Here is a 24,542-nt window from a genome sequence, read left to right as displayed (position 1 = left end):
CGGTCAGGGCCTTGCCGGGGTCGTCTCAGGGCCTTGCCGGGGTCATTTCAGGCGGACCTGGTAGAGCGTGCGCCGGCTCTCGACGGTGAGTTGCACCTGGCCCTTGGCGCCCGCGTAGGCTCCCGTGCCGCCGACGACGGCCGCGTCGGTGCGGTACGGGCCGCGGCCGAAGCGGTTCTCCATGGATTCCAGGACCAGGGTGCCGTCCGTCCCCCGCAGCACGTACCGGCACTGGGCGACCACGCCCTCGTACCGGGTGAGGACGACCGTGCAGACGGCGCTGCCGTCCCCGGCGGGCTCGCCGGACGGGCCCTGCAGGTCGGCGTAGACGGCCCACGTGTCGCCCGCCCTGGGGTGTTCGGGCGGGCTCCCGGTGCGGTGGACGGCGGTCCAGGCGAGGGTCTTCTCCCCGTCGGCCGCGGCGGGTTGCGGTGACGGCAGGGCGACGGCGGCGGCAGTGGCGGCCACGGCGGCAGCAGCAGCCACGGCGGCGGCTTGGCGGCGCATCAAACGCATCGGGCACCTCCGGCTCGTACGGACGGGTCGGGCACCCACGTACCCCACTCCCGGTGCGTTCACCCCACCCGGCGTATGGCGCCCGCACAATTCCCGTCACGAAGACTTCACCCGCCGGGGACGGCGGTTCATCCCGGCGGGTGACGGTTCCATGCCGGGAATCAGGTGAACTGTCCCGGCTCCGGGGGCAGTTCCGCCAGGGTCGGGTACGACGGTTGCGCACCCGGCCGGGTCACGGACGCGGCGCCGACCCGTACGGCGAAGCGCGCCGCCCCGGCCAGCGAGGCGCCGGCGGCCAGCCGGGCCGCGAGCGCACCCGTGAAGGCGTCCCCGGCGCCCGTGGTGTCGACGGCCTCGGCCTCGATGCCGGGCACCGCCACCGTCTCCCGGGCCCCCGCGTCCAGGGTGAGCGCCCCCTCGGCCCCGAGGGTGACCACGACCGAGCGGGCGCCCTGGTCGCGCAGGGAGCGGGCCCACGCGTCCGGCGTGCCGTCGACGAGCTGCGTCAGGTGCCGGGCCTCGTGCTCGTTGACGACCAGCGGGTCGGCCGCCGTGAGGACCTCGGTGTCCAGCCGGTCCGGCGCCGGCGAGGGGTTGACCACGACGCGCGTGCCCGCGTCGCGGGCGGTCTCGGCGGCCGCCCGCACGGTCGCGGGCGGGATCTCCAGCTGCAGGGAGACCACGGCCGAGGCGGCGATGACGTCCCGCGCCGCCTCGACGTCCTCCGGCAGGAGCCGGGCGTTCGCGCCCGGCGAGACCACGATGCTGTTGTCCCCGTCCGGGCCGACGACGATCATCGCCGTGCCCGTCCGGGCGCCCGCCTCGACCAGCACGTGCCGCAGCTCCGTGCCGGCCTCGCGCTGCCCGGCCAGCAGCAGCTCGCCGAACGCGTCGTCACCGACCTTGGCCAGCAGCGCCGTCCGGGCGCCGAGGCGGGCCGCCGCGGCGGCCTGGTTGGCGCCCTTGCCGCCCGCCGACTCGACCAGATCCGTGCCCAGCACGGTCTCGCCCGCGCCGGGCCGCCGCTCCACCCGGACCGTCAGGTCCGCGTTGGCGGACCCCACCACCAGTACGTCGTACGTCTTCTCGCGCATCTCGTCCCGCATCTTGTCGTCACCCATCGAATCCGTCCGCGTTCTCCTTGGTCACCAGCACGACCGGCACCTTCACCCGGACCGGCAGCCGCTCGCCCCGCGCCGCCTTCACCGCCCAGTCCACCGCCTGCCGGCCCAGCAGCCGCGGCTGCTGGGCGACGGTCGCGGTCAGCGTCCCGGCCCGGACGGCGGCGATCCCGTCCGGCGTGCCGTCGAAGGCCACGACCTTCACCCTCTTGCCCGATGCGGAGCCCAGGGCCTTGGCCGCGCCGAGCGCCATCTCGTCGTTCGCGGCGAAGACGCCCGCGACGTCCCGGTGCGCCTGGAGCATGTTCGCCATCACGTCCATGCCCTTGGTGCGGTCGAAGTCGGCGGGCTGGCGGGCCACGACCTCGATGCCCGGGTACGCCTTGATGCCCTCCTCGAAGCCCTTGCCGCGCTCGCGCGCCGCCGACGTCCCCGGCTGGCCCTCCAGGAACGCGACCTTCCCCTTGCCGCCGAGGGACGCGGCGAGCGTCCTGGCCGCCAGCCGGCCGCCCTCGGTGTTGTCGGAGGCGATCGTCGAGCCGACCCGGCCGCCGTTCACGCCCCGGTCGATGGAGATCACCGGCACCTTCGCCCGGTTGGCCACGCCCACGGCCGGTACCGCGGCGTCGGAGTCGACCGGATTGATGACAGCGGCCTTGACGTTCTGGCTCGTGAACGTCTCGATCTGGTTGATCTGCTGGGTGGGATCGTTCTGCGCGTCCGTGATGTTGATCTTCAGGCCGCGGGCCTCCGCCTCTGCCTGTGCGCCCTCCTTGATGCCGACGAAGAACGGGTTGTTCAGCGTCGACAGGGCGAGCCCGAGGTCGGTGTTCCCGCCGCGGTCGCAGCCGGACAGGGACAGGGACGCGGCCAGCGCGGCCGCCACGGCGAGCACCCGCCGCCTCATCGTGCGCTCCGGCGGCGCAGCGTGTCCAGCAGCACGGCCAGCGCGATGACCAGGCCCGTCGCCACCTGCTGCCAGAACGCCGACACGCTCAGCAGGTTGAGCCCGTTGCGCAGCACCGCGAGGATCAGCGCACCGATCAGCGTGCCGGACACCTTGCCGGAGCCGCCCGACAGGCTCGCCCCGCCGATCACGACGGCAGCGATGGCGTCCAGCTCGTAGCCGACCGCGGCCTGCGGCTGCGCCGACGTCAGCCGGGCGGCCAGCACGATGCCGGCCACGGCGGCGAACAGCCCCGACAGCGCGTAGATGACGAGCTTGCGGCGCCGGACGTCGATCCCCGACAGCCGGGCCGCCTCCTCGTTGCCGCCGATCGCGAACATCGCACGGCCGGTGTACGTACGGGCCAGGATCAGCGCCGCGACCGCTCCCATGGCGGCCAGCACGAGGACGGGCACGGGCAGCCGGCCGCCGAGCGTGTCGCCGAGCCCGCCGAGGGCGGAGGGAAAGGCGATGGGTGAGCCGCCGGAGATCACGAGGGCCAGGCCGCGGCCGACCGAGAGCATCGCCAGGGTGGCGATGAACGCGGGCAGCCTCCCGTACGCGACGAGGGCGCCGGAGACCAGCCCCGCCGCCGCGCCCACGGCCAGGCCGAGCAGCACCGACAGCCAGACGGGCAGGCCCTCCGTCGTCGCGCACCACGCCACGACGGTCGCCGACAGGGCGGCGACCGAGCCGACGGACAGGTCGATGCCCGCCGACACGATCACGAACGTGACGCCGAACGCCAGGATCGCCGTCACCGACGCCTGCACGCCCACGTTGAGGAGGTTCTGCCCGTTCAGGAAGTCCCGGGACAGCACCGCCATCACCAGGACCAGGGCGACCAGCCCGCCCAGCGGGCCGTTGCGGAGCACCGCCCTCGCGAACCACTGCCCGAGGGCGCTACCCCCGGGCGCCCGCAGCACCTCAGCCGACATCGGAGCCCTCCATCGCGCTCACTTCGTACGTGTTGCCGCCGTTCGCCGGCCGCAGGGCCAGCTGCATCACCGCGTCCTGCGTGGCCCGCTCACCCGCCAGTTCCCCGGCGATCCGGCCCTGGGCCATGACCAGGACCCGGTCGCTCATGCCGAGCACCTCGGGCAGATCGCTGGAGATCATCAGCACGGCGTGGCCCGCGGCCGTCAGCTCGTTGACGAGCCGGTAGATCTCGACCTTCGCGCCGACGTCGATGCCGCGCGTCGGCTCGTCGAGGATCAGCAGCCGGGCCCCGGCCAGCAGCCACTTGCCGATGACGATCTTCTGCTGGTTGCCGCCGGAGAGGGTGCGCGCGGACTGCTCCAGGCCGCTCATGCGCACCTTCAGCCGCTCGGCGACCGCTGCCGCCTCCCGCCGCGGGCCGCGCCGGTCCACGAAGCCGCCCCGGGTGTCCCGCTCCAGCCGGGCCAGGGTGAGGTTGTCGCCCAGCGAGGCGTCCAGCAGCAGGCCCTGGCCCTTGCGGTCCTCGGGGACGAGCCCGAGCCCGGCCCGCATCGCCGCTCGTACGTCGCCGCGCGCCAGCTCCTCGCCGCTGACCTCGACGGTCCCGGCGTCGTAGCGGTCCACGCCGAACAGCGCCCGCGCCACCTCCGTGCGGCCCGCGCCGACCAGGCCGGCGAGCCCCACGACCTCACCGGCCCGGACGTCGAAGCCGACGTCGCGGAAGGCGGGTTCGCGGGTCAGCCCGCGCACGCGCAGGAGCGGCGCGCCGGGTTCCGCGGGCCGCTCGCGCGGGTACTGCTCGGCGATGTCGCGGCCGACCATCAGCCGGATCAGCTCGTCCTCGTCCGTGCCGGCGGGCACCTCGGCGACCGAGCGGCCGTCGCGCAGGACCGTCACCCGGTCCCCGAGCGCCGCGATCTCCTCCAGGTGGTGGGTGATGAAGACGATGCCGACGCCGCTGTCGCGCAGCTCGCGGACGATGCCGAAGAGCGTGCCCACCTCCTCGGAGGTGAGCACCGCCGTCGGCTCGTCCATGATCAGGACGCGGGCACCGAGGCTCAGGGCCTTGGCGATCTCCACCATCTGCAGGCGGGCGATGCCCAGCTCCGCGACCGGGGCGTCGGGGGAGACGTCCAGGCGTACGCGGCGCAGGAGTTCCGCGGCCCGCGCCCGCATGGTGCGCTTGTCGATCAGCCCGAGGCGGGTGCGCGGCTGGCGGCCCAGGAAGATGTTCTCGGCGACCGTCAGGCCGGGCACGAGGTTGAACTCCTGGTGGATGGTGGCGATGCCGAGCCGCTGCGCGTCCTGCGCGGAACGGACGGCGACCTCGCGGCCGGCCACCAGGACGCGGCCCGTGTCGGGCCGGTGGACGCCGGCGAGCATTTTGATGAGGGTGCTCTTGCCGGCGCCGTTCTCGCCGAGGAGGACGTGCACCTCGCCCGCGCGCAGGTTCAGGTCGACGCCGTCCAGGGCGCGGACGCCCGGGAACGCCTTGGTGACGCCCTCGACCCGCAGTAGCTCGCGGCCGTCCGGAACGTCGTCGTCGACGCCGGTCATGCGCTGCCCCTCTCCTGATGTCAGTCGGTTGCCGGTTCGCCGCAGGAGCGGCGCTTGACGAGCCGGGCGGGGAGCAGCACGGACGGGGCCTCGCGCCCCTCGACGCGCTCCAGCAGCGTGTGCACGGCGGCCTCGCCCAGCGCGCGCGTCGGCTGGGCGACGGCCGTGAGCGGCGGGTCGAGGTGGGCGAACCACGCCACGTCGTCGAAGGCGACGAGCGCGACGTCGGAGGGGACGCGCAGCCCCCGCGCCCGCACCTCGTCCAGGGCGCCGAGCGCCATCAGGTTGTCGGTGGCCAGGACGGCGTCCGGCGGCTCGGGGAGGTCCAGCAGCCGCCGCATCACCTGCCGGCCGCCCTCCGGGCGCAGGTCCGGCGAGGCGCCGGCGCGCTCCGGCGGCAGGGCGATGCCGTGGGCGGCGAGGGCCGCCCGGAACAGCTCCAGGCGCTCGTCCCCGACGGGTGTCCCGGCCGGCGCGACGATGACGGCCGGCCGGCGCCGCCCCAGCGCCGCCAGGTGCGCCGCGAGCTCCGTCAGCGCGGCCCGGCCCTCCGCCCGGACGCACGGGGCGGCGACGCCCGGCACCGTGCGGTCCAGGAGCACGAGCGGCGTGCCGGCGTCGGCGGCCTCGCGGAGCATCGCCGAACCGGTGCCCGCCGAGCTGACCAGCAGGCCGTCGATGCGCCGGTCGAGGAGGGTGCGGATGTGGTCGTCCTGCTGCCGCGTGCTCTCGCCGGCGTTGCCGATGATCAGGCTGTAGCCCAGCCGCCGGGCCTCCTGCTCGACGGCGTCGGCCAGCTCGGTGAAGAAGGGGTTGCGCAGGTCGCTGATGACGAGCCCGAGCGTACGGGTGCGCGCGGTGCGCAGGGCGCGGGCGACGGCGTCGGGCCGGTAGCCGAGCTCGGCCACGGCGGCCAGCACCCGCTCGCGGGTCCCGGCGACGGGGGAGCGGCCGTTGAGGACGCGGGAGACGGTGGCGACGGAGACGCCTGCCCGCTCGGCGACGTCCTTGATGTTCGCCATGGCGCTGCGCCTCCCGGCCCGGTCGTGCAATCGTTTTCGTGCGGCTGCCGTGCGAGTCAGGAAATCGATTACACGCCCGGGGCGTCAAGGTTTCGCCGGAGTGACCCACGTCATGCGTGACGGTGGGTCACTCCTGTGCGCCGGCGGCTCACCCCTGCCGGCTCCACTCCGCGACCTCCGGCATGTCCACCCCGTGCTCGCGGATCCACGCGTGGTGCCGCGTCCGCGCGTCCGCCATGGCCTGCCGTACGGACGCCGCGCGCACGCCCAGGCCCGGCACCCGGTCGATGACGTCCATGACGAGGCGGTAGCGGTCGAGGTCGTTGCGGACGACCATGTCGAAGGGGGTGGTTGTCGTCCCGGCCTCCTTGTAGCCGCGGACGTGCAGGTTGGCGTGGCCCGCGCGCCGGTAGGCGAGGCGGTGGATCAGCCACGGATAGCCGTGGTAGGCGAAGACGACGGGCCGGTCGGTCGTGAACAGCGCGTCGTACTCCGTGTCCGGCATGCCGTGCGGGTGCTCCTCCTGGGGCAGGAGCCGTGTCATGTCGACGACGTTGACGACCCGCAGGGCGAGCTGGGGCAGTTCGTGGCGGAGCAGGTCGGCGGCGGCCAGCACCTCCTGGGTGGGGACGTCGCCGGCGCAGGCCAGGACGGCGTCCGGGGGCCGGTCGCCGGTCTCGGTGCCCGCCCACTCCCACACGCCCGCGCCGCGGGCGCAGTGGGCGCGGGCCGCGTCCAGGTCGAGCCAGTCGAAGCAGGGTTGCTTGCCGGCGACGACGACGTTGACGTAGTCACGGCTGCGCAGCACGTGATCGGCGACGCACAGCAGCGTGTTGGCGTCCGGGGGCAGGTAGACGCGCACGACCTCGGGGGACTTGTTGAGGACGTGGTCGACGAAGCCGGGGTCCTGGTGGGAGAAGCCGTTGTGGTCCTGGCGCCAGACGTGCGAGGTCAGCAGGTAGTTGAGGGAGGGCACGGGGCGGCGCCAGGGCAGGTTCCGCGCGGTCCTGAGCCACTTGATGTGCTGGTTGACCATCGAGTCGACGATGTGGACGAACGCTTCGTAGCAGGAGAACAGGCCGTGCCGGCCGGTGAGGGTGTAGCCCTCCAGCCAGCCCTGGCAGAGGTGTTCGGACAGCACCTCCATCACCCGGCCGTCGCGGGCGAGGTGTTCGTCCGTGGGCAGTTGCTCGGCCTGCCACGCCTTGCCGGTGGCGGCGTAGAGGGCGTCGAGGCGGTTGGAGGCGGTCTCGTCCGGCCCGACGACGCGGAAGTCCCGGCTGACCGCCGTGTCGGCCATGATCTGGGCCAGCAGCCCGCCGAGGACCCGGGTCGGCTCGTGCAGAGTGGCGCCCGGCTTGTCGACGGGCACCGCGTAGTGCTCCAGGGGCGGGACGGGCAGGGAGCGCGTGAGCAGGCCGCCGTTGGCGTGCGGGTTGGCGCCGAGCCGCCGGTTGCCCTCCGGTACGTGCGCGAGGACTTCGGGGCGCGGCCGCCCGGCCTCGTCGAAGAGCTCCTCCGGCCGGTACGAGCGCAGCCACGCCTCCAGTTGCCGCAGGTGCTCCGGGTTGTCGCGGACGCCGGCGAGCGGCACCTGGTGGGAGCGCCAGGTGCCCTCCACGGGCACGCCGTCGACCTCGCGCGGACCCGTCCAGCCCTTGGGCGTACGGAGCACGATCACCGGCCAGTGCACGCGGTCGGTCACGCCCTCCTCGCGGGCGATGTGCTGGGCGAGCGCGATGTGCTCCAGGGCCCGGTCCATGGCGTGGGCGAGGGCGCGGTGCACCTCCATGGGATCGTCGCCGGCGACGTGGATCGGCTCGTGGCCGTACCCGCGCAGGAGCTTGTCCAGCTCGGCCTCGGGCAGCCGGGCGAGCACCGTGGGATTGGCGATCTTGTAGCCGTTGAGGTGCAGGACCGGCAGGACGGCGCCGTCGTGGACCGGGTCGAGGAACTTGTTCGCGTGCCAGGAAGCGGCCAGCGGGCCGGTCTCGGCCTCGCCGTCGCCGACGACGCAGGCCACGAGCAGGCCCGGGTTGTCGAGGGCGGCACCGTAGGCGTGGGCGAGGGAGTAGCCCAGCTCGCCGCCCTCGTGGAGGGAGCCGGGGGTCTCCGGGGCGACGTGGCTGGGCACGCCGCCGGGGAAGGAGAACTGCCGGAACAGCCGCTCCATGCCGTCGGCATCCCGGCTCACGTCCGGGTAGACCTCGCTGTAGCTGCCCTCCAGCCAGGAGTTCGCGAGGACCGCCGGGCCGCCGTGCCCCGGCCCCCAGATGCAGACGGCGTTCAGCCCCCGCGCCTTGACGACGCGGTTGAGGTGGGTGTGGATCAGGTTGAGGCCGGGGGAGGTGCCCCAGTGGCCGAGCAGGCGGGGCTTGATGTGCTCGGGTTCCAGGGGGACGGACAGCAGCGGGTTGCTCAGCAGGTAGATCTGGCCGGCGGCCAGGTAGTTGGCGGCGCGCCAGTGGGCGTCGAGCGCGGCCAGCTCGGCGTCGGAGGGCCCGTCCGGCCGCGGGTCTGCGGGTCCGCCCGTTCCCGGTCCGGCGGTGCGGTCGGCGTGCTCGGGCATACAGCCTCCTCGGGACGCGGTGCCGGGTACCCGCCGCCGGGCGCGCCAAACGCCCGCCGCCGGGCACCGCACACGCTGCCAGCCGCCGGTGGGCCGCGCGTAGGGCCGGTCCGGCCAGCTTTGCGGCCCGCCCGGCCCTTGCCCGCCGCACGGAAGCCTGTCACCTTCCGTGACTAATCAGATGCTCCGAGTCGCGGAATCGGCCCGCCCGGGTGACCCTTGGGAATGCGACCGGCCTCCCGGCCGCCGCCCCCGCGGCCCCGCGGAGGCGTTCCGCCGACCTGTTTGCGGGGGCCCTGCCAGGGCAGCCGCAACTACCGGAAGGTGCTTCCGGCCGGCAGGCACTCCTTTTGCCCGGGAGCGAGGAGGACTGTGACCATGGACCGGACGACGACCATGGACCGGGGGGCGACACGGCGGCGCAACCGCGACGCCCCCGACACCGCCGCCTCCTTCGCCCGCCTGGCGGAGCTGCCGGCCGGCGCCGAGCGCGACCGGCTGCGGCAGGAGCTCATCGCCGCCTGGCTGCCCATGGCGGAGCGCATCAGCCTGCGCTTCCGCAGCAGCGGCGAGACCCCCGCGGACCTGCGGCAGGTCGCGGCGCTGGGGCTGGTCAACGCCGTGGACCGGTACGACCCGCGGCTCGGCCACGCCTTCGAGACCTTCGCCGTGCCCACGATCGCCGGCGAGCTCAGGCGGCACATCCGCGACCACGCCTGGTCGCTGCACATCCCCCGCCGGGACCAGGAGCTCCGCACGGCCGTGCGCGCCGCGCAGACGGCCCTCGGCCAGCGCGACGCCCGCACCCGGCCCAGTCCCGCCGAGCTCGCCGCCGAGTGCGGCCTGACCGAGGACGAGGTGCGCCGGGGCCTGGCCGCCGAGGGCGTGCACAACACGCTGTCGCTGGACCACCCGGTGCTGGGCGCAGGCGACCTCCCGCTCTCCGACACTCTCGGCGGGACGGACCCGGCGCTGGACCTGGTGGTCGACCGGCAGTCCCTCAAACCGCTGCTCACGGCGCTCTCCGAGCGGGAGAGGTACGTCCTCTACTGGCGGTTCTTCGGCAACCTCACCCAGAAGCAGATCGGCGCGCGGCTGGGCGTCTCCCAGATGCAGATATCGCGCATCCTCAGCCGGACCTGCGCGCGGCTGCGCGAGGAGCTCCTCGCCCCCGCGGTGGCCCCGCAGCACACCCCGGCCCCGGGCTGACCCGCCGCCGTCCTCTCCCCCCTCTCCCCCTCTTTCTTTCCTTTCCTCTCCGACAAGGCAGGCACCGACGATGACCGCAAGCCATACGCACCTGACCCCCGACCTTCCGCCGGTCGTGGAGATACCCGATCTCCCCGGCGCCCAGCGGCCCGGCCGCTCCGGGGCAGAGGGCGGCGAGGGCGGCGAGGGCGGGCGGGAGGCGGCCGGACATGACCGTGGCGCCCACCGCGCAGAGCGTGATGGGCGCCACGAAAGCGCAGGTCAGGATTCCGGCGGCTGACTGTGACCCTTCCCGCGCCTGCCGCGCAGGTGGGTCCGGTGGTCCCACCTGGGCGCGGGGGTCACTAGCCGGCGATGACGCAGGTGTTGCCGAAGGTCGGGTTCAGGAGGGCAATGATGTCGATCGTGTTGCCGCACAGGTTGATCGGGACCTGAATCGGGACCTGAATGGTGTTGCCGGAGATGACGCCGGGCGAGCCGACGGCGGCGCCGTTCGCTCCCGCACTTGCGGAGGCGACTCCGGCAGCGCCCGTGACGGCGACGCCGGCGGCAGCGGTCAGGACGGCGGCCTTGGCGATACGCGACATGGCTAAACCTTTCTCATGGGTGGTGAGCGGCAATTGTGTCCGGTGTAACTGTGGAGACAGGTCGGATATAGGCGCTGAAAGACGCAATTAACCCGGAAGACCCAATAAGTGGTATGTGATGTCTGAGGCGCGGGGTGCCGGGCGTGAAGCCCGTGGCGCAGGCCCCGCGCCTGCGGGTTTGGTGCCACCACCCCCGCATACGTACAGTTTCCTGGCAGCTTCATTCGAACAGACGAACCGGGAAACAACAGCGGCGATGACGGTCACCGAGGTCACTGAGGACAGCCGCGTGGGCGCGGGCGCAGCGGACGAGTACGGGCCGGGCATCGACCCCGAGCGCATGGCGGTCTGCCTGAGCGTGCTCGAAGAGCTCGACGAACTGCCCGTCGACCACCCCGACGCGATCGCGGTCCGCCGGGCCACGTCCGGCATCTACCGCACGGTCAAGCAGCGCCGCCGCCAGGAGCGCCGCGCCGCCAAGACCGCGCACGACAAGGCCGTCACCGAGGCCACGGCCACCGGCGCCGCCGACCGCATCGACGACGAGACCCGCGGCATACCGCTCGCCGCCACCGCCGCCACCAAGATCGTCGGCATCCTCGAACGTCCCCGGTCCTGCTACACCTGCAAGGGCCGCTACACCGAGGTCGACGCGTTCTACCACCAGCTCTGCCAGCCCTGCGCGGCGGAGAACCGCGCCCGCCGCGACGCCCGCACCGACCTGACCGGCAAGCGGGCCCTGCTCACCGGCGGCCGCGCGAAGATCGGCATGTACATCGCGCTGCGGCTGCTGCGCGACGGCGCGCACACCACCGTCACCACGCGTTTCCCCAATGACGCCATCCGCCGCTTCAAGGCGATGGAGGACAGCGCGGACTGGCTGCACCGGCTCAAGATCGTCGGCATTGACCTGCGCGACCCCGCGCAGGTCGTCGCCCTCGCCGACTCCGTCGGCGCCGAGGGCCCCCTCGACATCCTGATCAACAACGCGGCCCAGACGGTGCGCCGCACCCCGGCCGCCTACCGCGAGCTGATCAGCGCCGAGGCCGCCCCGCTGCCCGCCGGTGAGCTGCCCGCCTCCGAGGTCTTCGGCGCCTTCGGCAGCGGCGCCCAGCCCGAGCTGCCCGCCCCCGCCGGCAGCAAGCACGACTCCCTCACCCCGCAGGCCCTCACCGAGCTCGCCCTCACCAGCGGCTCCGCGTCCCTGGCCCGCGTCGAGGCCGGCACCGCCATCGACGCCGGCGGGCTCGTCCCCGACCTGGACGCCACGAACACCTGGATCCAGGCGGTCGGCGACGTCGACCCCGTCGAGCTCCTCGAAGTCCAGCTGTGCAACGTCACGGCCCCGTTCGTGCTGGTCAACCGGCTGCGGCCGGCGATGGCCGCGTCGCCCGCGCGCCGCAAGTACGTGGTCAACGTCTCCGCCATGGAAGGCGTCTTCAGCCGCGGCTACAAGGGCGCGGGCCACCCGCACACCAACATGGCCAAGGCCGCGCTCAACATGCTCACACGCACCAGCGCGCAGGAGATGTTCGAGACCGACAACATCCTCATGACCAGCGTCGACACCGGCTGGATCACCGACGAGCGCCCCCACCCGGACAAGGTCCGCCTCGCCGAGGCCGGCTTCCACGCCCCCCTCGACCTCGTCGACGGCGCGGCGCGCGTCTACGACCCGATCGTGCGCGGCGAACAGGGCGAGGACCTGTACGGCTGCTTCCTCAAGGACTACCGCCCGGCGGGCTGGTAAGGCGCCGGCCGTGGACGTCCGCGTCCTGCGGGTCTTCACCGGCCCGGACGGCTCCGGCGGCAACCTCCTCGGAGTCGTCCACGACGGCCCGGCCGTCCCCGGCGCCGCCGCCCGGCAGCGGCTGGCCGCGGAGCTGGGCTTCAGCGAGACGGTGTTCGTCGGCGACCCCGCCCGCGGCGAGGCCGACATCTTCACCCCGAGCGGGCGCCTGCCCTTCGCCGGGCACCCGCTCGTGGGCATGGCCTGGCACCTGCGGCAGTCCGGCTATGCGGCGGACGTGCTGCGGCCGCCCGCGGGCGACGTGCCGTCCTGGACGGCGGACGGCGCCACGTGGATCCGCGCCCGCGCCTCCTGGTCCGCGGGCCGCCTCCTCCAGCAGCACGCCCTGCCCGCGGACGTCGACGCCCTCCCCGCCCCGCCGCCCGGCGACGGCTGGCTCTACGCCTGGTCCTGGCAGCACGAGCCGACGGGCCGCGTCCGCGCCCGGGGCTTCCCGCGCCGCGGCGACGGCATCGCCGAGGACGAGGCCACGGGGGCGGCGGCGGTTTCCCTCACCGCCGCCTTGAGGCGTGACCTCACCATCGCCCAGGGCTCGGCTTCATGCATCCGTACGCGGTACGAGGGTGACTGCGTCACGCTCGGCGGCGGGGTCGACTTCGTAGGGGTCCGAACGATCGGGGAGTGACGGGAGGGCTCGGCACCGCCGGATGGCAGCGCGGTGGTTGTTCGCCGCGGCGGCGGAAGAAGTGCGGTGGCACTGCCGAGTGCCGCTGTGGCGGTTGCTCGCCGTGGCGGCGGAAGTGATGCGGCTGGAGGCCGACCAGCTCTTTCCGCCGCGGCGGTGATGAGCCCCCACGCAGGGGGTCGGCGGTGCCGGACGGGCCTGTCGTGGGGCGGCACGGCCGCCGTCTTCCGGCGCTGCGGTGCCGAACCATCCGCCCCGGCTACACCGTGGCGCGTCGCGCGACCGGATGGAGCGTCGCGTACTCCAGGGGGGCTGACGGGTCGATGGAGATGTCCAGCGGGGCCGGGGCCGCGCCCGCGCGGGCCAGGAGGTCGCCGACGGCGGCGATCATCGCGCCGTTGTCCGTGCAGAGCCGCAGCGGCGGCACCCGCAGTTCGATGCCCGCGGCGGCGCACCGCTGCTGGGCCAGGGCCCGCACCCGGGAGTTGGCGGCGACGCCGCCGACGACGACCAGTGTCCCCACCCCGTGCTCGGCGCACGCGGCCACCGCCTTGCGCGTGAGGACGTCGGCCACCGCTTCCTGCAGGGACGCCGCCCCGTCCGCGACGGGGAGCGGACGCCCGGCCGCGCGGTGCTGCTCCGCCCACCGCGCGGCGGCCGTCTTCAGCCCGGAGAACGAGAAGGCGTACGGGTCGTCCCGCGGCCCCGTGAGCGGCCGCGGGAACGGCACCGCCCGCGGATCGCCCTCGCGCGCCACACGGTCCACGGCGGGCCCGCCGGGATAGGGCAGCCCGAAGACCCGGGCCACCTTGTCGAAGCACTCGCCCGCCGCGTCGTCCAGCGTGTCACCGAGGTGCACGATCGGATCGCGCGCCAGGTCCCGTACGAGCAGCAGCGACGTGTGCCCGCCGGAAACGATGAGCACCATGCAGGGGTCCGGCAGCGGCCCGTGTTCCAGCGTGTCCGCGGCCACGTGCCCCGCGAGGTGGTGCACGCCGTACAGCGGCACGCCGAGCGCGTAGGCGATCCCCTTCGCCGCGGCCAGGCCCACCTGGAGCGCGCCGGAGAGGCCGGGCCCGGTGGTCACGGCGACGGCGCCGATGTCCCGCATCGTCAGCCCGGCGTCGGCGAGCGCCGCGTGCACGACGGGCGCGGCGGCGTGCACGTGCGCGCGGGCCGCGATCTCGGGGACGACGCCGCCGTAGCGCGCGTGCTCGTCCATGCTGGAGGCCACCGCGTGGCCCAGCAGTTTCCCGTCCCGCACCAACCCGGCGCCGGTCTCGTCGCAGGACGACTCGATACCCAGCACCACCGGCGAACGCACCACGCCGCACCTCCCGCATTCCAATAGCAATTGCACAGCATATGCAATAAGGGCCCGCATGCCGCGCCACCGTCCGCGGTCAGTAGAGTTCCCGTGCCCCAGCCCGTAGCGAACGCCGAGGTGACAGCCCCGTGAGCCCCGCCCCCGTCACCGTCGTCGGCATCGGTGCCGACGGCTGGACCGGCCTCGCCCCCGCCTCTCAGGAGGCGCTGCGCACCGCCGAGGTGATTATCGGCGGCCCCCGCCAGCTGGACCTGCTGCCCGCCGCCTGCACTGCCGAACGCGTCCCCTGGCCCTCCCCTCTCCGCCCGGCCGTCCCGGGCCTGCTGGCGGCGCACGCGGGCCGCCGCGTCTGCGTGCTCGCCAGCGGCGACCCCATGTTCTTCGGCATCGGCCGCACCCTCGCCGAAACCGTCGGCCCGGACGCGCTCCACGTACTCCCGCACCCCTCATCGGTCTCGTACGCCTGCGCCCGCCTGGGCATACCACTCGAACAAGCGGAAGTGGTCAGCCTCGTAGGCCGCCCGCTCTCCACGCTCACCGCGGCCCTCCACCACAACCACCACGTGCTCGTCCTCAGCTCCGGCGCGGACACGCCCGCCGAGGTCGCCGCCCACCTCCGCACGCACGGCTACGGCCAGAGCCGCATGACGGTCCTGGAACAGCTCGGAGCTGAGGCCGAACGCCGCATCGAGGGAACGGCCGACGACTGGCACCACGCCCCCGGCGATGCCCTCAACGTCATCGCCGTCACCTGCCACCGCGCCCCCGGCGCGCCCCGCCTCCCGCTCACGCCGGGCCTGCCCGACGACGCCTACGAACACGACGGCCAGCTGACGAAGCGTCACGTACGGGCGGTCACCCTCGCGACACTCGCCCCCGCCCCCGGCGAACTCCTCTGGGACATCGGCGGCGGCTCCGGCTCGATCGCCATCGAATGGATGCGGACCCACGGCACCTGCCGCGCCGTCACCATCGAGCGCGACCCCGCAAGAGCGGCCCGCATTACCCGAAACGCCGAGAAACTGGGCGTCCCCGGCCTCCGGACCGTCACCGGCCGGGCTCCCGCCGCACTCACCGGACTCCCCACCCCCGACGCGATCTTCATCGGCGGCGGCCTCACGACTCCCGGCCTGCTGGACGCCTGCTGGGAGGCCCTGCCTCCGGGCGGCCGCCTCGTGGCCAACACGGTCACCCTCGAGTCCGAGTCGCTGCTCACCTACTGGTACGGCCGCGCCGGCGGTGAGCTGACCCGCCTGGCGGTCGCCCAGGCGGTCCCCGTGGGCGGCTTCACGGGCTGGAGGCAGGCGATGCCGGTCACCCAGTGGTCCGTGGTGAAGACCGGGCCGCAGACGCAGGACGAGGAGGAGGGGCCGGGGCGGGGCCGGCCCTGGGAGGGGCGTAAAGCGTGATTTGTGGCGGAAGTTCGGAGTTCCTTGACGTGTTGACAGTGCCCGCCTAAATCATGCAGCCCCGGAAGGGCCGGCCCCGCCCCGGCACCGACCCCCCACCGACAGGAGACCCCGCCCCGTGACCGTGTACTTCATCGGCGCCGGCCCCGGCGCCGCCGACCTCATCACCCTGCGCGGCGCCCGCACCCTCGCCCGCTGCGGCGTCTGCCTCTACGCGGGCAGCCTCGTCCCGCGCGAACTCCTCACCGAATGCCCGCCGGACGCGCGCCTGGTGGACACCGCCGGCCTGACCCTCGACGAGATCACCGAGGAGCTGACCCGGGCCCACGAAGCGGGTCAGGACGTGGCGCGCCTGCACTCCGGCGACCCCTCCGTCTTCAGCGCCGTGGCCGAGCAGATGCGCCGCCTGGACGCGGCCGGCGTCCCGTACGAGATCGTGCCCGGCGTCCCCGCCTTCGCCGCGGCGGCCGCCGCCCTCGGCCGCGAGCTGACCGTGCCGACGGTCGGCCAGACGGTGATCCTCACGCGGATCGCCCGCCAGGCCACCCCCATGCCCCCCGGCGAGGACCTCGCCACCCTGGGCCGCAGCGGCGCCCTGCTCGTCCTTCACCTCGCCGCCCGCTACACCGACGAGGTCGTCGCGGAACTCCTCCCGCACTACGGCGCCGACTGCCCCGCCGCCGTCGTCGCGATGGCCAGCCGCCCGGACGAACTGGTCCTGCGCGGGACGCTCGCCGACATCGCGGAGAAGGTGAGGGAGGCCGGAGTGGTCCGCACGGCGGTCATCGTCGTGGGCCGCACGCTGGCGGCGGAACAGTTCCCGGACAGCTACCTGTACTCGGTGGACCGGGACCGGAACGCATGCGGAAAGGAAGGTTAGCCTATGCTTACTAGGAAATGATCATCCCAGGGGGGACCAGCATGCCCAAGCGCACGTCAAAGGCCGTACGAGCAGCCCTCGTAGCCCTCACGGCAACCACGATCGCAGCCACCGCGATCGGCCCGGCCACCGCAGCCACCACCCCGGCCGGCGCCGAGACCGGCGCCGAGAGCCACGCCGCCACCCAGGCCGCCCTGAACGGCCTCGTCGCCGCCGGCATGCCCGGCGTCGCCGCGGGAACCCTCACGCCCAAGGGCACCTGGTCCGGCTCCGCCGGCTACGCGGACACCGCCACGAAGCGCAAGCGCACCGCCGCCGACCACTTCCGCGCGGGCAGCATCACGAAGACCTTCGTCGCGACGGTCCTGCTGCAGCTGGAGGCGGAGGGGAAGCTGAGCCTCGACGACTCCGTCGAGAAGTGGCTCCCCGGCGTGGTCAAGGGCAACGGCTACGACGCCAACAAGATCACGATCCGTCATCTCCTCAACCACACCAGCGGCGTGCACGACATGGTGTACACGCCCGAGTGGAACGAGCAGATGAACGGCCAGGGCTTCTTCGAGCACCGCTACGACATCAAGACGCCCCAGCAGATCGTGGCCATGGGCATCAAGTACGGCCCGGACTTCGAGCCCGGCAAGGGCTGGCGGTACTCCAACACCAACTTCGTCCTCGGCGGCATGATCATCGAGAAGGCGACGGGGAACCCGTACGCCCGCGAGGCCGAGCGCCGTATCGTCAAGCCGCTGGGCCTGAAGGAGACGACCTTCCCCGGCACGGACCCGAAGCTGCCGGCACCGCACCCGGTCGGCTACTCGAAGCTCTACGTGCCGGACCCGGGCCCGGAGATCTACGACGCCACCGAGTACCGGCCGTCCTGGTCCGGCGCCACGGGCGAGGCCGTGAGCACGAGCGGCGACCTCAACCGTTTCTTCAGCGGCCTGCTGCAGGGCAAGCTGCTGCCGAAGAAGCAGCTGGACGAGATGCTCACCACCGTCGAGACGGGCGAGCACTACACCTACGGCCTCGGCATCATCTCCCGCAAGCTGACCTGCGGCGTGCAGGTGTACGGCCACGACGGCGTCGTCTGGGGCTCCCTCACCGGGGCCGCGGGCACGCGCGACGGCAAGCACATGCTCACCTTCAACATCAACGGTGACTGGCTCAACGAGAGCCCGCCGTTCGAGAACATGTTTGAGGGCGAGTTCTGCGGGGCGCTGCCGAAGCCGGCGGCGGACAAGCCGGCGAAGGACAAGCAGCTGACCGCCGCAACGGTCAACACCCTCCGCTAGTCCCCACGGGGCCCTACCGGCCCCGCCCGCCCCACGATCGCGCCCGCGCGGTCGATGCAGATGACGTCGACCGCGACGGGCGCGCCGCGCAGCACGGCGAGCGCCTCGTCGCGGGCGGTGGCGGCGACCAGGTCACCGAGCGGGACGCCGGCGGCCTCGCACAGCCGCAGGGCCTCCAGGCCCGTGTTGGCGGCGGCGACGGCGGCCGCCAGCTCCTCGCCGGCACCCCCGCGGCGGGCCAGCTCCGCGAGGAACCCCTTGTCGACCTGGGACCGCCCCGAGTGCAGGTCGAGGTGGCCGGCGGCCAGCTTCGACAGCTTGGCGAAGCCGCCCGCGACGGTGAGCCGGTCCACCGGGTGCCGGCGGATGTACTTCAGCACCGCGCCCGCGAAGTCGCCCATGTCCAGCAGGGCGTCCTCCGGCAGGCCGTGCACGGCGACCGCGACCTTCTCCGACGTCGATCCCGTACAGCCCGCGACATGACGGCGGCCCGCCGCGCGGGCCACGTCCACGCCGCGCCGGATGCTGTCGATCCAGGCGGAGCACGAGTACGGCACGACGATGCCCGTGGTGCCGAGGATGGAGATGCCGCCCAGGATCCCGAGCCGGGGGTTCCAGGTCGAGCGGGCGATCTCCGCGCCGTGGTCGACCGAGACCTCGATCTCGACGTCGCCCGAGCCGCCGTGCCGGGCCGCGACCCCGGCGACGTGGTCGCGCATCAGCTGCCGGGGCACGGGGTTGATGGCGGGCTCGCCCACGTCCAGGGGCAGCCCGGGGCGCGTGACGGTGCCCACGCCCGGCCCGGCCCGGAACACGACCCCGGAACCGGGCGGGAGGATCCGTACCGTCGCACGGATCAGCGCACCGTGGGTGACGTCCGGATCGTCACCGGCGTCCTTGACGATGCCGGCCATGGCCCGCCCCTCCTCCAACTGCTCAGCGGCGAGAGCGAACGCGGGCGTCTGCCCCTTGGGCAGGGTGATCGTCACGGGGTCGGGGAACTCGCCCGTGAGGAGGGCCGTGTATGCGGCGGTGGTCGCGGCGGTCGCGCACGCGCCGGTCGTCCAGCCGTGGCGGAGACCAGTGTGCTGCAGCTGGGCGGCGCGCCCGCCGGCGGCCTTGCCGGCCGTACCCGGAGCCTCGCCGGGCGTACCGGCGGTTGCGGTGGCATCGGCGACGTCGGTCATGGGGCGCTCCGGAAGATTTTCCCGCCGCGACGGTGAACACCCACAATGTGGGGGACCGGCGGTGCCGAACCGGCCGTGACGCGAACGCGAACAGAAAGGCACGACGTGGGGGCCGAGCGCCACATCCTGATCCTGGGCGGCACGACCGAGGCGCGCCGGCTTGCGGGCGAACTCGACGCGGACCCCGGGCTCCGTGTGACCACGTCCCTCGCGGGCCGCGTGGCGCAGCCGCGCCTGCCCGCCGGAGAGGTCCGCATCGGGGGGTTCGGCGGCCCCGAGGGCCTCGCCCGGTGGCTGCGCGAGCAGCAGGTGGACGCGCTCATCGACGCCACCCATCCTTTCGCCGGCACGATCAGTTTCAACGCGGCGCAGGCCGCCGCGGCCGTCCGCGTTCCCGTGCTGGCCGTGCGCCGCCCCGGCTGGGAGCCCGGCCCGGGTGACTGCTGGCACCCGGTCGCTTCCCTGGCGGAAGCCGCCGGAGTGCTGCCCGCGCTGGGGGAGCGCGCGTTCCTGACCACGGGCCGGATGGGCCTGGCGGCCTTCGCGCACCTCGAGGATATGTGGTTCCTCGTCCGCTCCGTGGACGCCCCCGGGCCGCCGGCCCCGCCCCGCATGGAAGTCCTCCTGGACCGAGGCCCGTTCACGGTCGACGGCGAGCGCGAGCTGCTGCGGCGCCACCGGATCGACGTCCTGGTGACGAAGGACAGCGGGGCGGCGGCCACGTCGGCCAAACTGACCGCGGCCCGCGAGGCGGGCGTCCCGGTCGTGGTGGTCCGCCGGCCCCCGGCCCCGGAGGGCGTCCCGACGGCGGCGGACCCGGCCGAGGCCGGGGAGTGGCTGCGCCGCTGCTTCTCCGGCACCTGAGCCGAGCCCGCTCCTGCGGTCGTGCCGTGCCGTGCCGGGGCGGCGGCTGCCTGGGCGGGTGGAAAGCGTCCTAGGACGGCTTCGGCCGGTCGGTTTCCCACCGGCACCAAGGCCGAGCCGGTACGGTTCGGAGAGCGCCGGACGGACGACGGAGGACCGATGACCGCACAGCATTCAGAAGAGCCCGCCGAGCTCTTTCCGCGTCCCGACATGACGTTCCCGGCCCTTCGTGCAGCGCTGGCGCGCGTCGCTCCGTCCCGGCTCGCGGAGTTCCAGGCGGACCGCGATTCGGCGTTCACCGCGGCCACGCAGCACGCCTCGTTCAACCCGATCCGGATGTTCCAGGTCAAATGGGCGACCGAGATCGAGATCGAGCGTCGCCCCGGCCTGGCGGCTCGCTATCACGCCGCCCTTGACGCCTCGAACGCGCTGGACCGCGAGGACCCGAGGTGGCGTACGGCCATGGACGAGTGCATGGCCGTACGAGACGAGGCCCGGGCCGCGGTGACCGGTGACTGACGGCTGGGCGTGGGAGTACGACCCGGACCCCGGGTTCGTCATCGGCGGCATCGAGAGCCTCGCGTTCATCGCGAAGGTCGAGGAGCGGGCCGATGAGCTGGTCCGCGCGGCTGCGGCGCTCTACCTGGACGGGGCGAAGTACACGGGCGCTTCGCCCCCTATGCAGGAAGAGGCCGTCGACGCGTCGGGCATGTTCGTGTACCAGGTCATCCCGCGACACCAGCGGGTCTACATCCGCCGGGTGTCCTTCCTCGGTACGTGAGCCGTACCCACCGCTGATCGGTCACCCCTCCGGATACCTCCGCGGCGTCCAGACGATCCTCTCCGGTGAGCCGTCCGCCGTGCGGCTCGCCACCCGCGTCTGCGTCGAGCCGACGAGGAGGATCGTGCGCATGTCGACCTCCGCGGGGTCGAGTTCGCCGAGGGGGACGATGCGGACGGACTCCGCCGGGCCGCCCACGTCGCGGGCGACGACCACCGGCGTCTCCGGGGCGCGGAACTCCAGCAGCAGATCGCGGGCCTTGCCGACCTGCCAGACGCGGCTGCGGGAGCCGGGGTTGTACAGGGCCAGGACCAGGTCCGCGGAGGCGGCGGAGCGCAGCCGTTCGGCGATGACCTCCCACGGCTTGAGCCGGTCGGAGAGGGAGATGACGGCGTAGTCGTGGCCCAGCGGGGCGCCCGCGCGGGAGGCGGCCGCGTGGGCGGCCGTCATGCCGGGCACCACCCGCACCGGGATGTCGAGGTAAGGGCCTTCGGAGGCCACTTCCAGGACCGCCGTGGCCATGGCGAAGACGCCGGGGTCGCCGGACGAGACGACGGCGACGCGCCGCCCCTGCCGCGCCAGGTCCAGCGCGAACTCGGCCCGCTCCGACTCCACCTTGTTGTCGGAGGCGTGGCGGCGCTGGCCGGGGCGGGCCGGCACCCGGTCCACGTAGGTGCTGTAGCCGACGATGTCCTGCGCGGCCGCGAGCTCGCCGCGCGCCTCGGGCGTGAGCCACAGCGGGCCCGCCGGGCCGAGTCCGACGACCACGACCTCGCCCCGTTCCGCGCCGGGCGCGGCGTCCACGCGGCTCGGCAGGACGGCGACCGAGAAGTACGGCACCGACGAGGGGTCCACGTCGGCGAGCCGCCCCGTGCGCTCGCCGCTCATCGTCGCGCGCTCGACGTACCGCGCGTCCGCGAGCCGTCCGGAGCGCTCCAGCGCGCCCCGCACCGCGGGGAAGGTCCGGCCGAGCTTCATGACGACGGCCGAGTCGGTGGCGGCGAGCCGTGCCGCGAGCTCCTCCTCGGGCAGCGTGCCCGGCAGGATCGTCAGGACCTCCTCGCCCTCGACGAGCGGCTCGCCGAGCCGGGCGGCCGCGGCGCTCACGGAGGTGACCCCGGGGATCACCTCGGTGGGGTAGCGGTGCGCGAGGCGCTTGTGCATGTGCATGTAGGAGCTGTAGAAGAGCGGGTCGCCTTCGGCGAGGACGGCGACCGTGCGCCCGGCGTCCAGGTGCGCGGCGAGCCGCGCCGCGGCCTCCTCGTAGAACTCCTCCATCGCGCCCCGGTAGCCGCCGGGGTGGTCCGTGGTCTCGGTGGTGACCGGGTAGACCAGGCGCTCCTCGATGTGCTCGGGGCGCAGGTGGCGTTCGGCGATGGAGCGCGCGATGGAGCGGCCGTGCCGGGCGCTGTGGTACGCGACGACGTCGGCCGCCACGATGACCTCGACGGCCCGTACGGTCATCAGCGACGGGTCGCCGGGGCCGAGCCCCACCCCGTACAGCCGGCCCGTCGTCTGCGAATGCTGCTCGCTCACTCTTCCTCGCTCGCTATCGCGTTGATCGCGGCGGCGGCCATGGCGCTGCCGCCGCGCCGCCCCCGCACCACCAGGTACTCCAGCCCCAGCGGGCTGGCGGCCAGGGCGTCCTTGGACTCGGCGGCGCCGATGAAGCCGACCGGTATGCCGAGCACGGCGGCCGGCCGGGGCGCGCCCTCGGCCACCATCTCCAGCAGCCGGAACAGTGCGGTGGGCGCGTTGCCCACGGCCACGACGGCGCCGTCCAGCTTCTCGCGCCACAGCTCCAGGGCCGCGGCGCTGCGGGTCGTGCCCATGCGCTGCGCCAGCCCGGGCACCGCCGGGTCGGCGAGCGTGCACAGTACCTCGTTGTCCGCGGGCAGGCGCTTGCGGGTGACGCCGCTGGCGACCATGTTCGCGTCGCACAGGATGGGCGCCCCGGCGAGGAGCGCGGCGCGCGCCTTCGCCACGACGCCGGGGGAGTAGGCGAGGTCCTTGACGAGGTCCGTCATCCCGCAGGCGTGGATCATGCGCACCGCGACCCGGCCGACGTCGGGCGGCAGCCCGCCGAGGTCCGCCTCGGCGCGGATGGTGGCGAAGGACTGGCGGTAGATGGACGCGCCGTCCTTGTCGTAGTCGAACACTGTGGCCTCGTTGTCCTCGTTCATGTCGTGGTACGTGCCGTCGCCACCGCGCCGGCGAGTCCTGCCGTCGTCACCGTCCGGGGCGCGGCGTCCTGCCGGCCGCCGTCCTGCACCGTTATCCGGTTTCCGTCCCGCACCGTCACCCGGTAGCCGTCGCCCGTCGCCAGGACGTCGACCCACGGGCCGCCCCCGGGATGCCCGCAGCGCCGCTCGCACCCGGACCAGTAGACCGGGAGCGCCGTCGCACCAGCAGCCTGCCCGCTCGCGAGGCAGGCCGCCGCGTCCGCCCGCACGTCGGCGAGGGACTTGGCGCATCCGGGGCGCCCGGCGCACGCGCCCGCGCGGTGCCAGGCGGAGTCCGGGGAGGTGACGAACCCGGCGTCCGCCAGCGTCGCCAGCAGGCCCGGGGCCTTCGCGGCAGCCAGGCCGGGGACGACGAGGCCGCGCCAAGGGGTCACGCGGAGTTCCCCGTTCCCTTCCCGGCCGGCCATGCCGCTGACGAGCCGCCACTGAGCGCTGGTCAGCCGCCCCAGCGGCGCCGTCACGGACAGGGCGCGGAGCCCGTCCGGGCCCGTCACCACGCCCGGTACAGGCGGTTCGCCCAGGGGGAGCCGTAGGGAGGGGAGCGGCGTGGAGAGGATGTCCGCCTCCGCGAGCCGCTCCACGAGCCGGGCGACGGCCGGCCGCTGCCCGGCGGGCAGTTCCCGTACGCGCCATGCCGTGCTGCCGCACGCCTCCCGCGCCGCCAGGAATTCCGCCGCCGCCAGGACCGCCGCGCGCGGGGCGTCCGCGGCGGAGACGCGCAGGCCGGGCCCGGAGGTGCCGAAGTACAGGCCGGCCCGCCCGGGGCCGCTTGCGATCAATGTCACATCGGGCCGCAGGGCCACGATGTCGCCGCGCCCGTCGTCCAGTCCGAAGAGGAATCTTCCTGAGAGGTGCGTCAGGTCCACGGGAGCGTCGTCGGCGCAGAGCAGTCCGTCCAGCTCACGAACCCATGCCTGGATGTTCGCCGGCGCCTCTTCCGAGCCGGAACCGGAACCGGAAGCGGATTCAGGAGCAAAGCCGTCCAGGCCGCACAGCGGCGAGGCCGCCACATTGCGGATCCGGTCATGCCGGTCCGACGGCAGCATTCCGTGCTTCCGCAGCCGCCCGGCGACCGTGCCACCGCAGCCGCCGGCGAGCCCCCGCAGCTGGACGTTGCCGCGCGAGGTGAGGTCGAGGTGCCCGTCCCCGAGATCCTCCGAGATCCGGGCCAGCTCCAGAGCCTGACGGGCCGTCAACAACCCGCCGGGCAACCGGATCCGCGCCAGCGCCCCGTCGTCCGCGGCGTGCAGCCGCAGCGCGCCGGGGCAGGCGTCGCCCCGCTCGCGGACGGGCCCCGCGGAGGGTGCGCCGGCACCGGCGGCGGCCCGGTCCGGGGGAGGTGCGGGGGTGGTGGACATGGCCGCGAGCATACCGACGCCCCTGCCCGGCGCACGGCCCCGTACCGCACGCCCCGGACACTCCCGCACCGCCGTCTGCCTGGGCTTTACTATGCTCCACGGTGGAACAGTGCCCGCTCCGCGAGCGCCGCTCCGCCAAACGCCAGCGACGGCGACAGGGGAGGAAGCCGGTGAGACTCCGGCACGGTCCCGCCACTGTGAGCCCGGCCCTCGTGCCGGGCGAGTCAGGAACTCCCGCCGTCCTCCAACCGCCCGGGGCGCGGACCCCGAGGAAGGCTTGCCGCCGCATGCGCACATTCC

The 24,542-nt window shown here is 74.1% G+C and carries 20 protein-coding genes, 1 pseudogene and 1 riboswitch; of the genes and pseudogenes, 9 read left to right on the top strand and 12 right to left on the bottom strand.

Translation table 11 applies throughout. From position 1 onward, the window contains the following. Positions 1-42 precede the first annotated feature (42 nt). The 6 genes and pseudogenes from IF61_RS0104865 to IF61_RS0104835 form a co-directional block, all read right to left on the bottom strand. Entirely contained in the window at positions 43-507 is a 465-nt protein-coding gene (locus tag IF61_RS0104865) for a hypothetical protein (protein ID WP_030364975.1), read from the bottom strand. A gap of 170 nt (positions 508-677) precedes the next feature. Continuing rightward, on the bottom strand, positions 678-1,637 hold the full coding sequence (locus IF61_RS0104860) for a ribokinase (RefSeq protein ID WP_397945297.1): 960 nt from the start codon (positions 1,635-1,637) through the stop codon (positions 678-680). Then, positions 1,630-3,521: pseudogene (locus tag IF61_RS36815) on the bottom strand (ABC transporter permease/substrate-binding protein). Before IF61_RS36815 ends, IF61_RS0104860 begins: the two are co-directional and overlap by 8 nt. Continuing rightward, positions 3,511-5,079 carry a sugar ABC transporter ATP-binding protein gene (locus tag IF61_RS0104845; RefSeq protein WP_030364971.1) on the bottom strand — a complete coding sequence of 523 codons (1,569 nt, stop codon included), beginning with the start codon at positions 5,077-5,079 and terminating at the stop codon, positions 3,511-3,513. The pseudogene IF61_RS36815 and the gene IF61_RS0104845 overlap by 11 nt, the downstream one beginning before the upstream one ends. A gap of 20 nt (positions 5,080-5,099) precedes the next feature. Further along, positions 5,100-6,101, bottom strand: a complete 1,002-nt coding sequence (locus IF61_RS0104840) for a LacI family DNA-binding transcriptional regulator (protein ID WP_030364970.1) — start codon at positions 6,099-6,101, stop codon at positions 5,100-5,102. Between the two features lie 148 nt (positions 6,102-6,249). Continuing rightward, complete coding sequence (locus IF61_RS0104835; protein WP_030364969.1) at positions 6,250-8,670, bottom strand: phosphoketolase family protein; 2,421 nt, start codon at positions 8,668-8,670, stop codon at positions 6,250-6,252. A 378-nt stretch (positions 8,671-9,048) separates the two neighbouring features. Here IF61_RS0104835 and IF61_RS0104830 point away from each other — a divergent pair, with 378 nt between their 5' ends. Then, complete coding sequence (locus IF61_RS0104830) at positions 9,049-9,879, top strand: SigB/SigF/SigG family RNA polymerase sigma factor (RefSeq protein ID WP_043187769.1); 831 nt, start codon at positions 9,049-9,051, stop codon at positions 9,877-9,879. Positions 9,880-10,223: 344 nt separating this feature from the next. Here IF61_RS0104830 and IF61_RS0104825 read toward each other — a convergent pair whose 3' ends face one another. Further along, positions 10,224-10,466 carry a chaplin gene (locus IF61_RS0104825; protein ID WP_030364967.1) on the bottom strand — a complete coding sequence of 81 codons (243 nt, stop codon included), beginning with the start codon at positions 10,464-10,466 and terminating at the stop codon, positions 10,224-10,226. A gap of 256 nt (positions 10,467-10,722) precedes the next feature. On the opposite strand from IF61_RS0104825, the gene IF61_RS0104820 reads away from it, so the two are divergent. Continuing rightward, the gene (locus IF61_RS0104820) at positions 10,723-12,216 is read left to right on the top strand and encodes an SDR family NAD(P)-dependent oxidoreductase (protein ID WP_030364966.1); all 1,494 of its coding nucleotides are present in this window, start codon (positions 10,723-10,725) and stop codon (positions 12,214-12,216) included. Positions 12,217-12,226: 10 nt separating this feature from the next. Further along, on the top strand, positions 12,227-12,901 hold the full coding sequence (locus tag IF61_RS0104815) for a PhzF family phenazine biosynthesis protein (RefSeq protein WP_030364965.1): 675 nt from the start codon (positions 12,227-12,229) through the stop codon (positions 12,899-12,901). A 259-nt stretch (positions 12,902-13,160) separates the two neighbouring features. Here IF61_RS0104815 and tsaD read toward each other — a convergent pair whose 3' ends face one another. After that, the gene (tsaD, locus tag IF61_RS0104805) at positions 13,161-14,225 is read right to left on the bottom strand and encodes a tRNA (adenosine(37)-N6)-threonylcarbamoyltransferase complex transferase subunit TsaD (protein ID WP_030364964.1); all 1,065 of its coding nucleotides are present in this window, start codon (positions 14,223-14,225) and stop codon (positions 13,161-13,163) included. A 131-nt stretch (positions 14,226-14,356) separates the two neighbouring features. Here tsaD and IF61_RS0104800 point away from each other — a divergent pair, with 131 nt between their 5' ends. From IF61_RS0104800 to IF61_RS0104785, 3 genes are all read left to right on the top strand, one after another. Continuing rightward, a complete protein-coding gene (locus IF61_RS0104800) occupies positions 14,357-15,637 on the top strand; it encodes a bifunctional cobalt-precorrin-7 (C(5))-methyltransferase/cobalt-precorrin-6B (C(15))-methyltransferase (protein WP_052392397.1) in 1,281 nt (426 codons plus the stop codon). 118 nt (positions 15,638-15,755) lie between these two features. Further along, positions 15,756-16,517: a precorrin-4 C(11)-methyltransferase gene (gene cobM / locus IF61_RS0104790; protein WP_030364962.1), complete on the top strand. Its 762-nt coding sequence runs from the start codon at positions 15,756-15,758 to the stop codon at positions 16,515-16,517. Positions 16,518-16,558: 41 nt separating this feature from the next. After that, positions 16,559-17,809 (top strand): serine hydrolase domain-containing protein, encoded by a 1,251-nt coding sequence (locus IF61_RS0104785; RefSeq protein WP_030364961.1) that lies wholly within the window; start codon positions 16,559-16,561, stop codon positions 17,807-17,809. Here the strand turns inward: IF61_RS0104785 and IF61_RS0104780 are convergent. Then, positions 17,806-18,996 carry a cobalt-precorrin-5B (C(1))-methyltransferase gene (locus tag IF61_RS0104780; protein ID WP_030364960.1) on the bottom strand — a complete coding sequence of 397 codons (1,191 nt, stop codon included), beginning with the start codon at positions 18,994-18,996 and terminating at the stop codon, positions 17,806-17,808. The two genes, IF61_RS0104785 and IF61_RS0104780, sit on opposite strands and share 4 nt — an antisense overlap. Before the next feature lie 105 nt (positions 18,997-19,101). On the opposite strand from IF61_RS0104780, the gene IF61_RS0104775 reads away from it, so the two are divergent. The 3 genes from IF61_RS0104775 to IF61_RS0104765 all read left to right on the top strand — a co-directional run bounded on the left by IF61_RS0104775 (position 19,102) and on the right by IF61_RS0104765 (position 20,641). After that, positions 19,102-19,860, top strand: coding sequence for a cobalt-precorrin-6A reductase (locus tag IF61_RS0104775; RefSeq protein ID WP_030364959.1), 759 nt, complete (start codon positions 19,102-19,104; stop codon positions 19,858-19,860). Positions 19,861-20,019: 159 nt separating this feature from the next. Continuing rightward, positions 20,020-20,379, top strand: coding sequence for a hypothetical protein (locus tag IF61_RS0104770; RefSeq protein WP_030364958.1), 360 nt, complete (start codon positions 20,020-20,022; stop codon positions 20,377-20,379). Then, positions 20,372-20,641 carry a hypothetical protein gene (locus IF61_RS0104765; RefSeq protein ID WP_030364957.1) on the top strand — a complete coding sequence of 90 codons (270 nt, stop codon included), beginning with the start codon at positions 20,372-20,374 and terminating at the stop codon, positions 20,639-20,641. Before IF61_RS0104770 ends, IF61_RS0104765 begins: the two co-directional genes overlap by 8 nt. A gap of 21 nt (positions 20,642-20,662) precedes the next feature. On the opposite strand, the gene IF61_RS0104760 is transcribed toward IF61_RS0104765, so the two are convergent. The 3 genes from IF61_RS0104760 to IF61_RS0104750 are packed head-to-tail and all read right to left on the bottom strand — an operon-like array spanning position 20,663 to position 24,242. Next, entirely contained in the window at positions 20,663-22,177 is a 1,515-nt protein-coding gene (locus IF61_RS0104760) for a precorrin-2 C(20)-methyltransferase (protein WP_030364956.1), read from the bottom strand. Then, a complete protein-coding gene (locus IF61_RS0104755) occupies positions 22,174-22,824 on the bottom strand; it encodes a precorrin-8X methylmutase (RefSeq protein ID WP_030364955.1) in 651 nt (216 codons plus the stop codon). Before IF61_RS0104755 ends, IF61_RS0104760 begins: the two co-directional genes overlap by 4 nt. Continuing rightward, positions 22,821-24,242 (bottom strand): cobalamin biosynthesis protein CobG, encoded by a 1,422-nt coding sequence (locus IF61_RS0104750; protein ID WP_245684397.1) that lies wholly within the window; start codon positions 24,240-24,242, stop codon positions 22,821-22,823. The genes IF61_RS0104755 and IF61_RS0104750 overlap by 4 nt, the downstream gene beginning before the upstream one ends. Positions 24,243-24,402: 160 nt before the next feature. Then, positions 24,403-24,476, top strand: a riboswitch (cobalamin riboswitch). Positions 24,477-24,542: the final 66 nt, after the last annotated feature.

This window comes from Streptomyces roseoverticillatus, from assembly GCF_000719265.1.
In the GTDB taxonomy this organism is placed as follows: domain Bacteria; phylum Actinomycetota; class Actinomycetes; order Streptomycetales; family Streptomycetaceae; genus Streptomyces; species Streptomyces roseoverticillatus.
This window is presented reverse-complemented; position numbering and strand designations above follow the sequence as displayed.

What these genes read in the sequence shown, in the direction of transcription:
- IF61_RS0104830 (WP_043187769.1), top strand. Translation starts at nt 9,049, where the DNA reads ATGGACCGGACGACGACCATGGACCGGGGGGCGACACGGCGGCGCAAC.
- IF61_RS0104840 (WP_030364970.1), bottom strand. Translation starts at nt 6,101, where the DNA reads ATGGCGAACATCAAGGACGTCGCCGAGCGGGCAGGCGTCTCCGTCGCC.
- IF61_RS0104825 (WP_030364967.1), bottom strand. Translation starts at nt 10,466, where the DNA reads ATGTCGCGTATCGCCAAGGCCGCCGTCCTGACCGCTGCCGCCGGCGTC.
- IF61_RS0104860 (WP_397945297.1), bottom strand. Translation starts at nt 1,637, where the DNA reads ATGGGTGACGACAAGATGCGGGACGAGATGCGCGAGAAGACGTACGAC.
- IF61_RS0104755 (WP_030364955.1), bottom strand. Translation starts at nt 22,824, where the DNA reads ATGAACGAGGACAACGAGGCCACAGTGTTCGACTACGACAAGGACGGC.
- IF61_RS0104845 (WP_030364971.1), bottom strand. Translation starts at nt 5,079, where the DNA reads ATGACCGGCGTCGACGACGACGTTCCGGACGGCCGCGAGCTACTGCGG.
- IF61_RS0104780 (WP_030364960.1), bottom strand. Translation starts at nt 18,996, where the DNA reads ATGACCGACGTCGCCGATGCCACCGCAACCGCCGGTACGCCCGGCGAG.
- IF61_RS0104820 (WP_030364966.1), top strand. Translation starts at nt 10,723, where the DNA reads ATGACGGTCACCGAGGTCACTGAGGACAGCCGCGTGGGCGCGGGCGCA.
- IF61_RS0104785 (WP_030364961.1), top strand. Translation starts at nt 16,559, where the DNA reads ATGCCCAAGCGCACGTCAAAGGCCGTACGAGCAGCCCTCGTAGCCCTC.
- IF61_RS0104770 (WP_030364958.1), top strand. Translation starts at nt 20,020, where the DNA reads ATGACCGCACAGCATTCAGAAGAGCCCGCCGAGCTCTTTCCGCGTCCC.
- IF61_RS0104750 (WP_245684397.1), bottom strand. Translation starts at nt 24,242, where the DNA reads ATGTCCACCACCCCCGCACCTCCCCCGGACCGGGCCGCCGCCGGTGCC.
- IF61_RS0104835 (WP_030364969.1), bottom strand. Translation starts at nt 8,670, where the DNA reads ATGCCCGAGCACGCCGACCGCACCGCCGGACCGGGAACGGGCGGACCC.
- IF61_RS0104865 (WP_030364975.1), bottom strand. Translation starts at nt 507, where the DNA reads ATGCGCCGCCAAGCCGCCGCCGTGGCTGCTGCTGCCGCCGTGGCCGCC.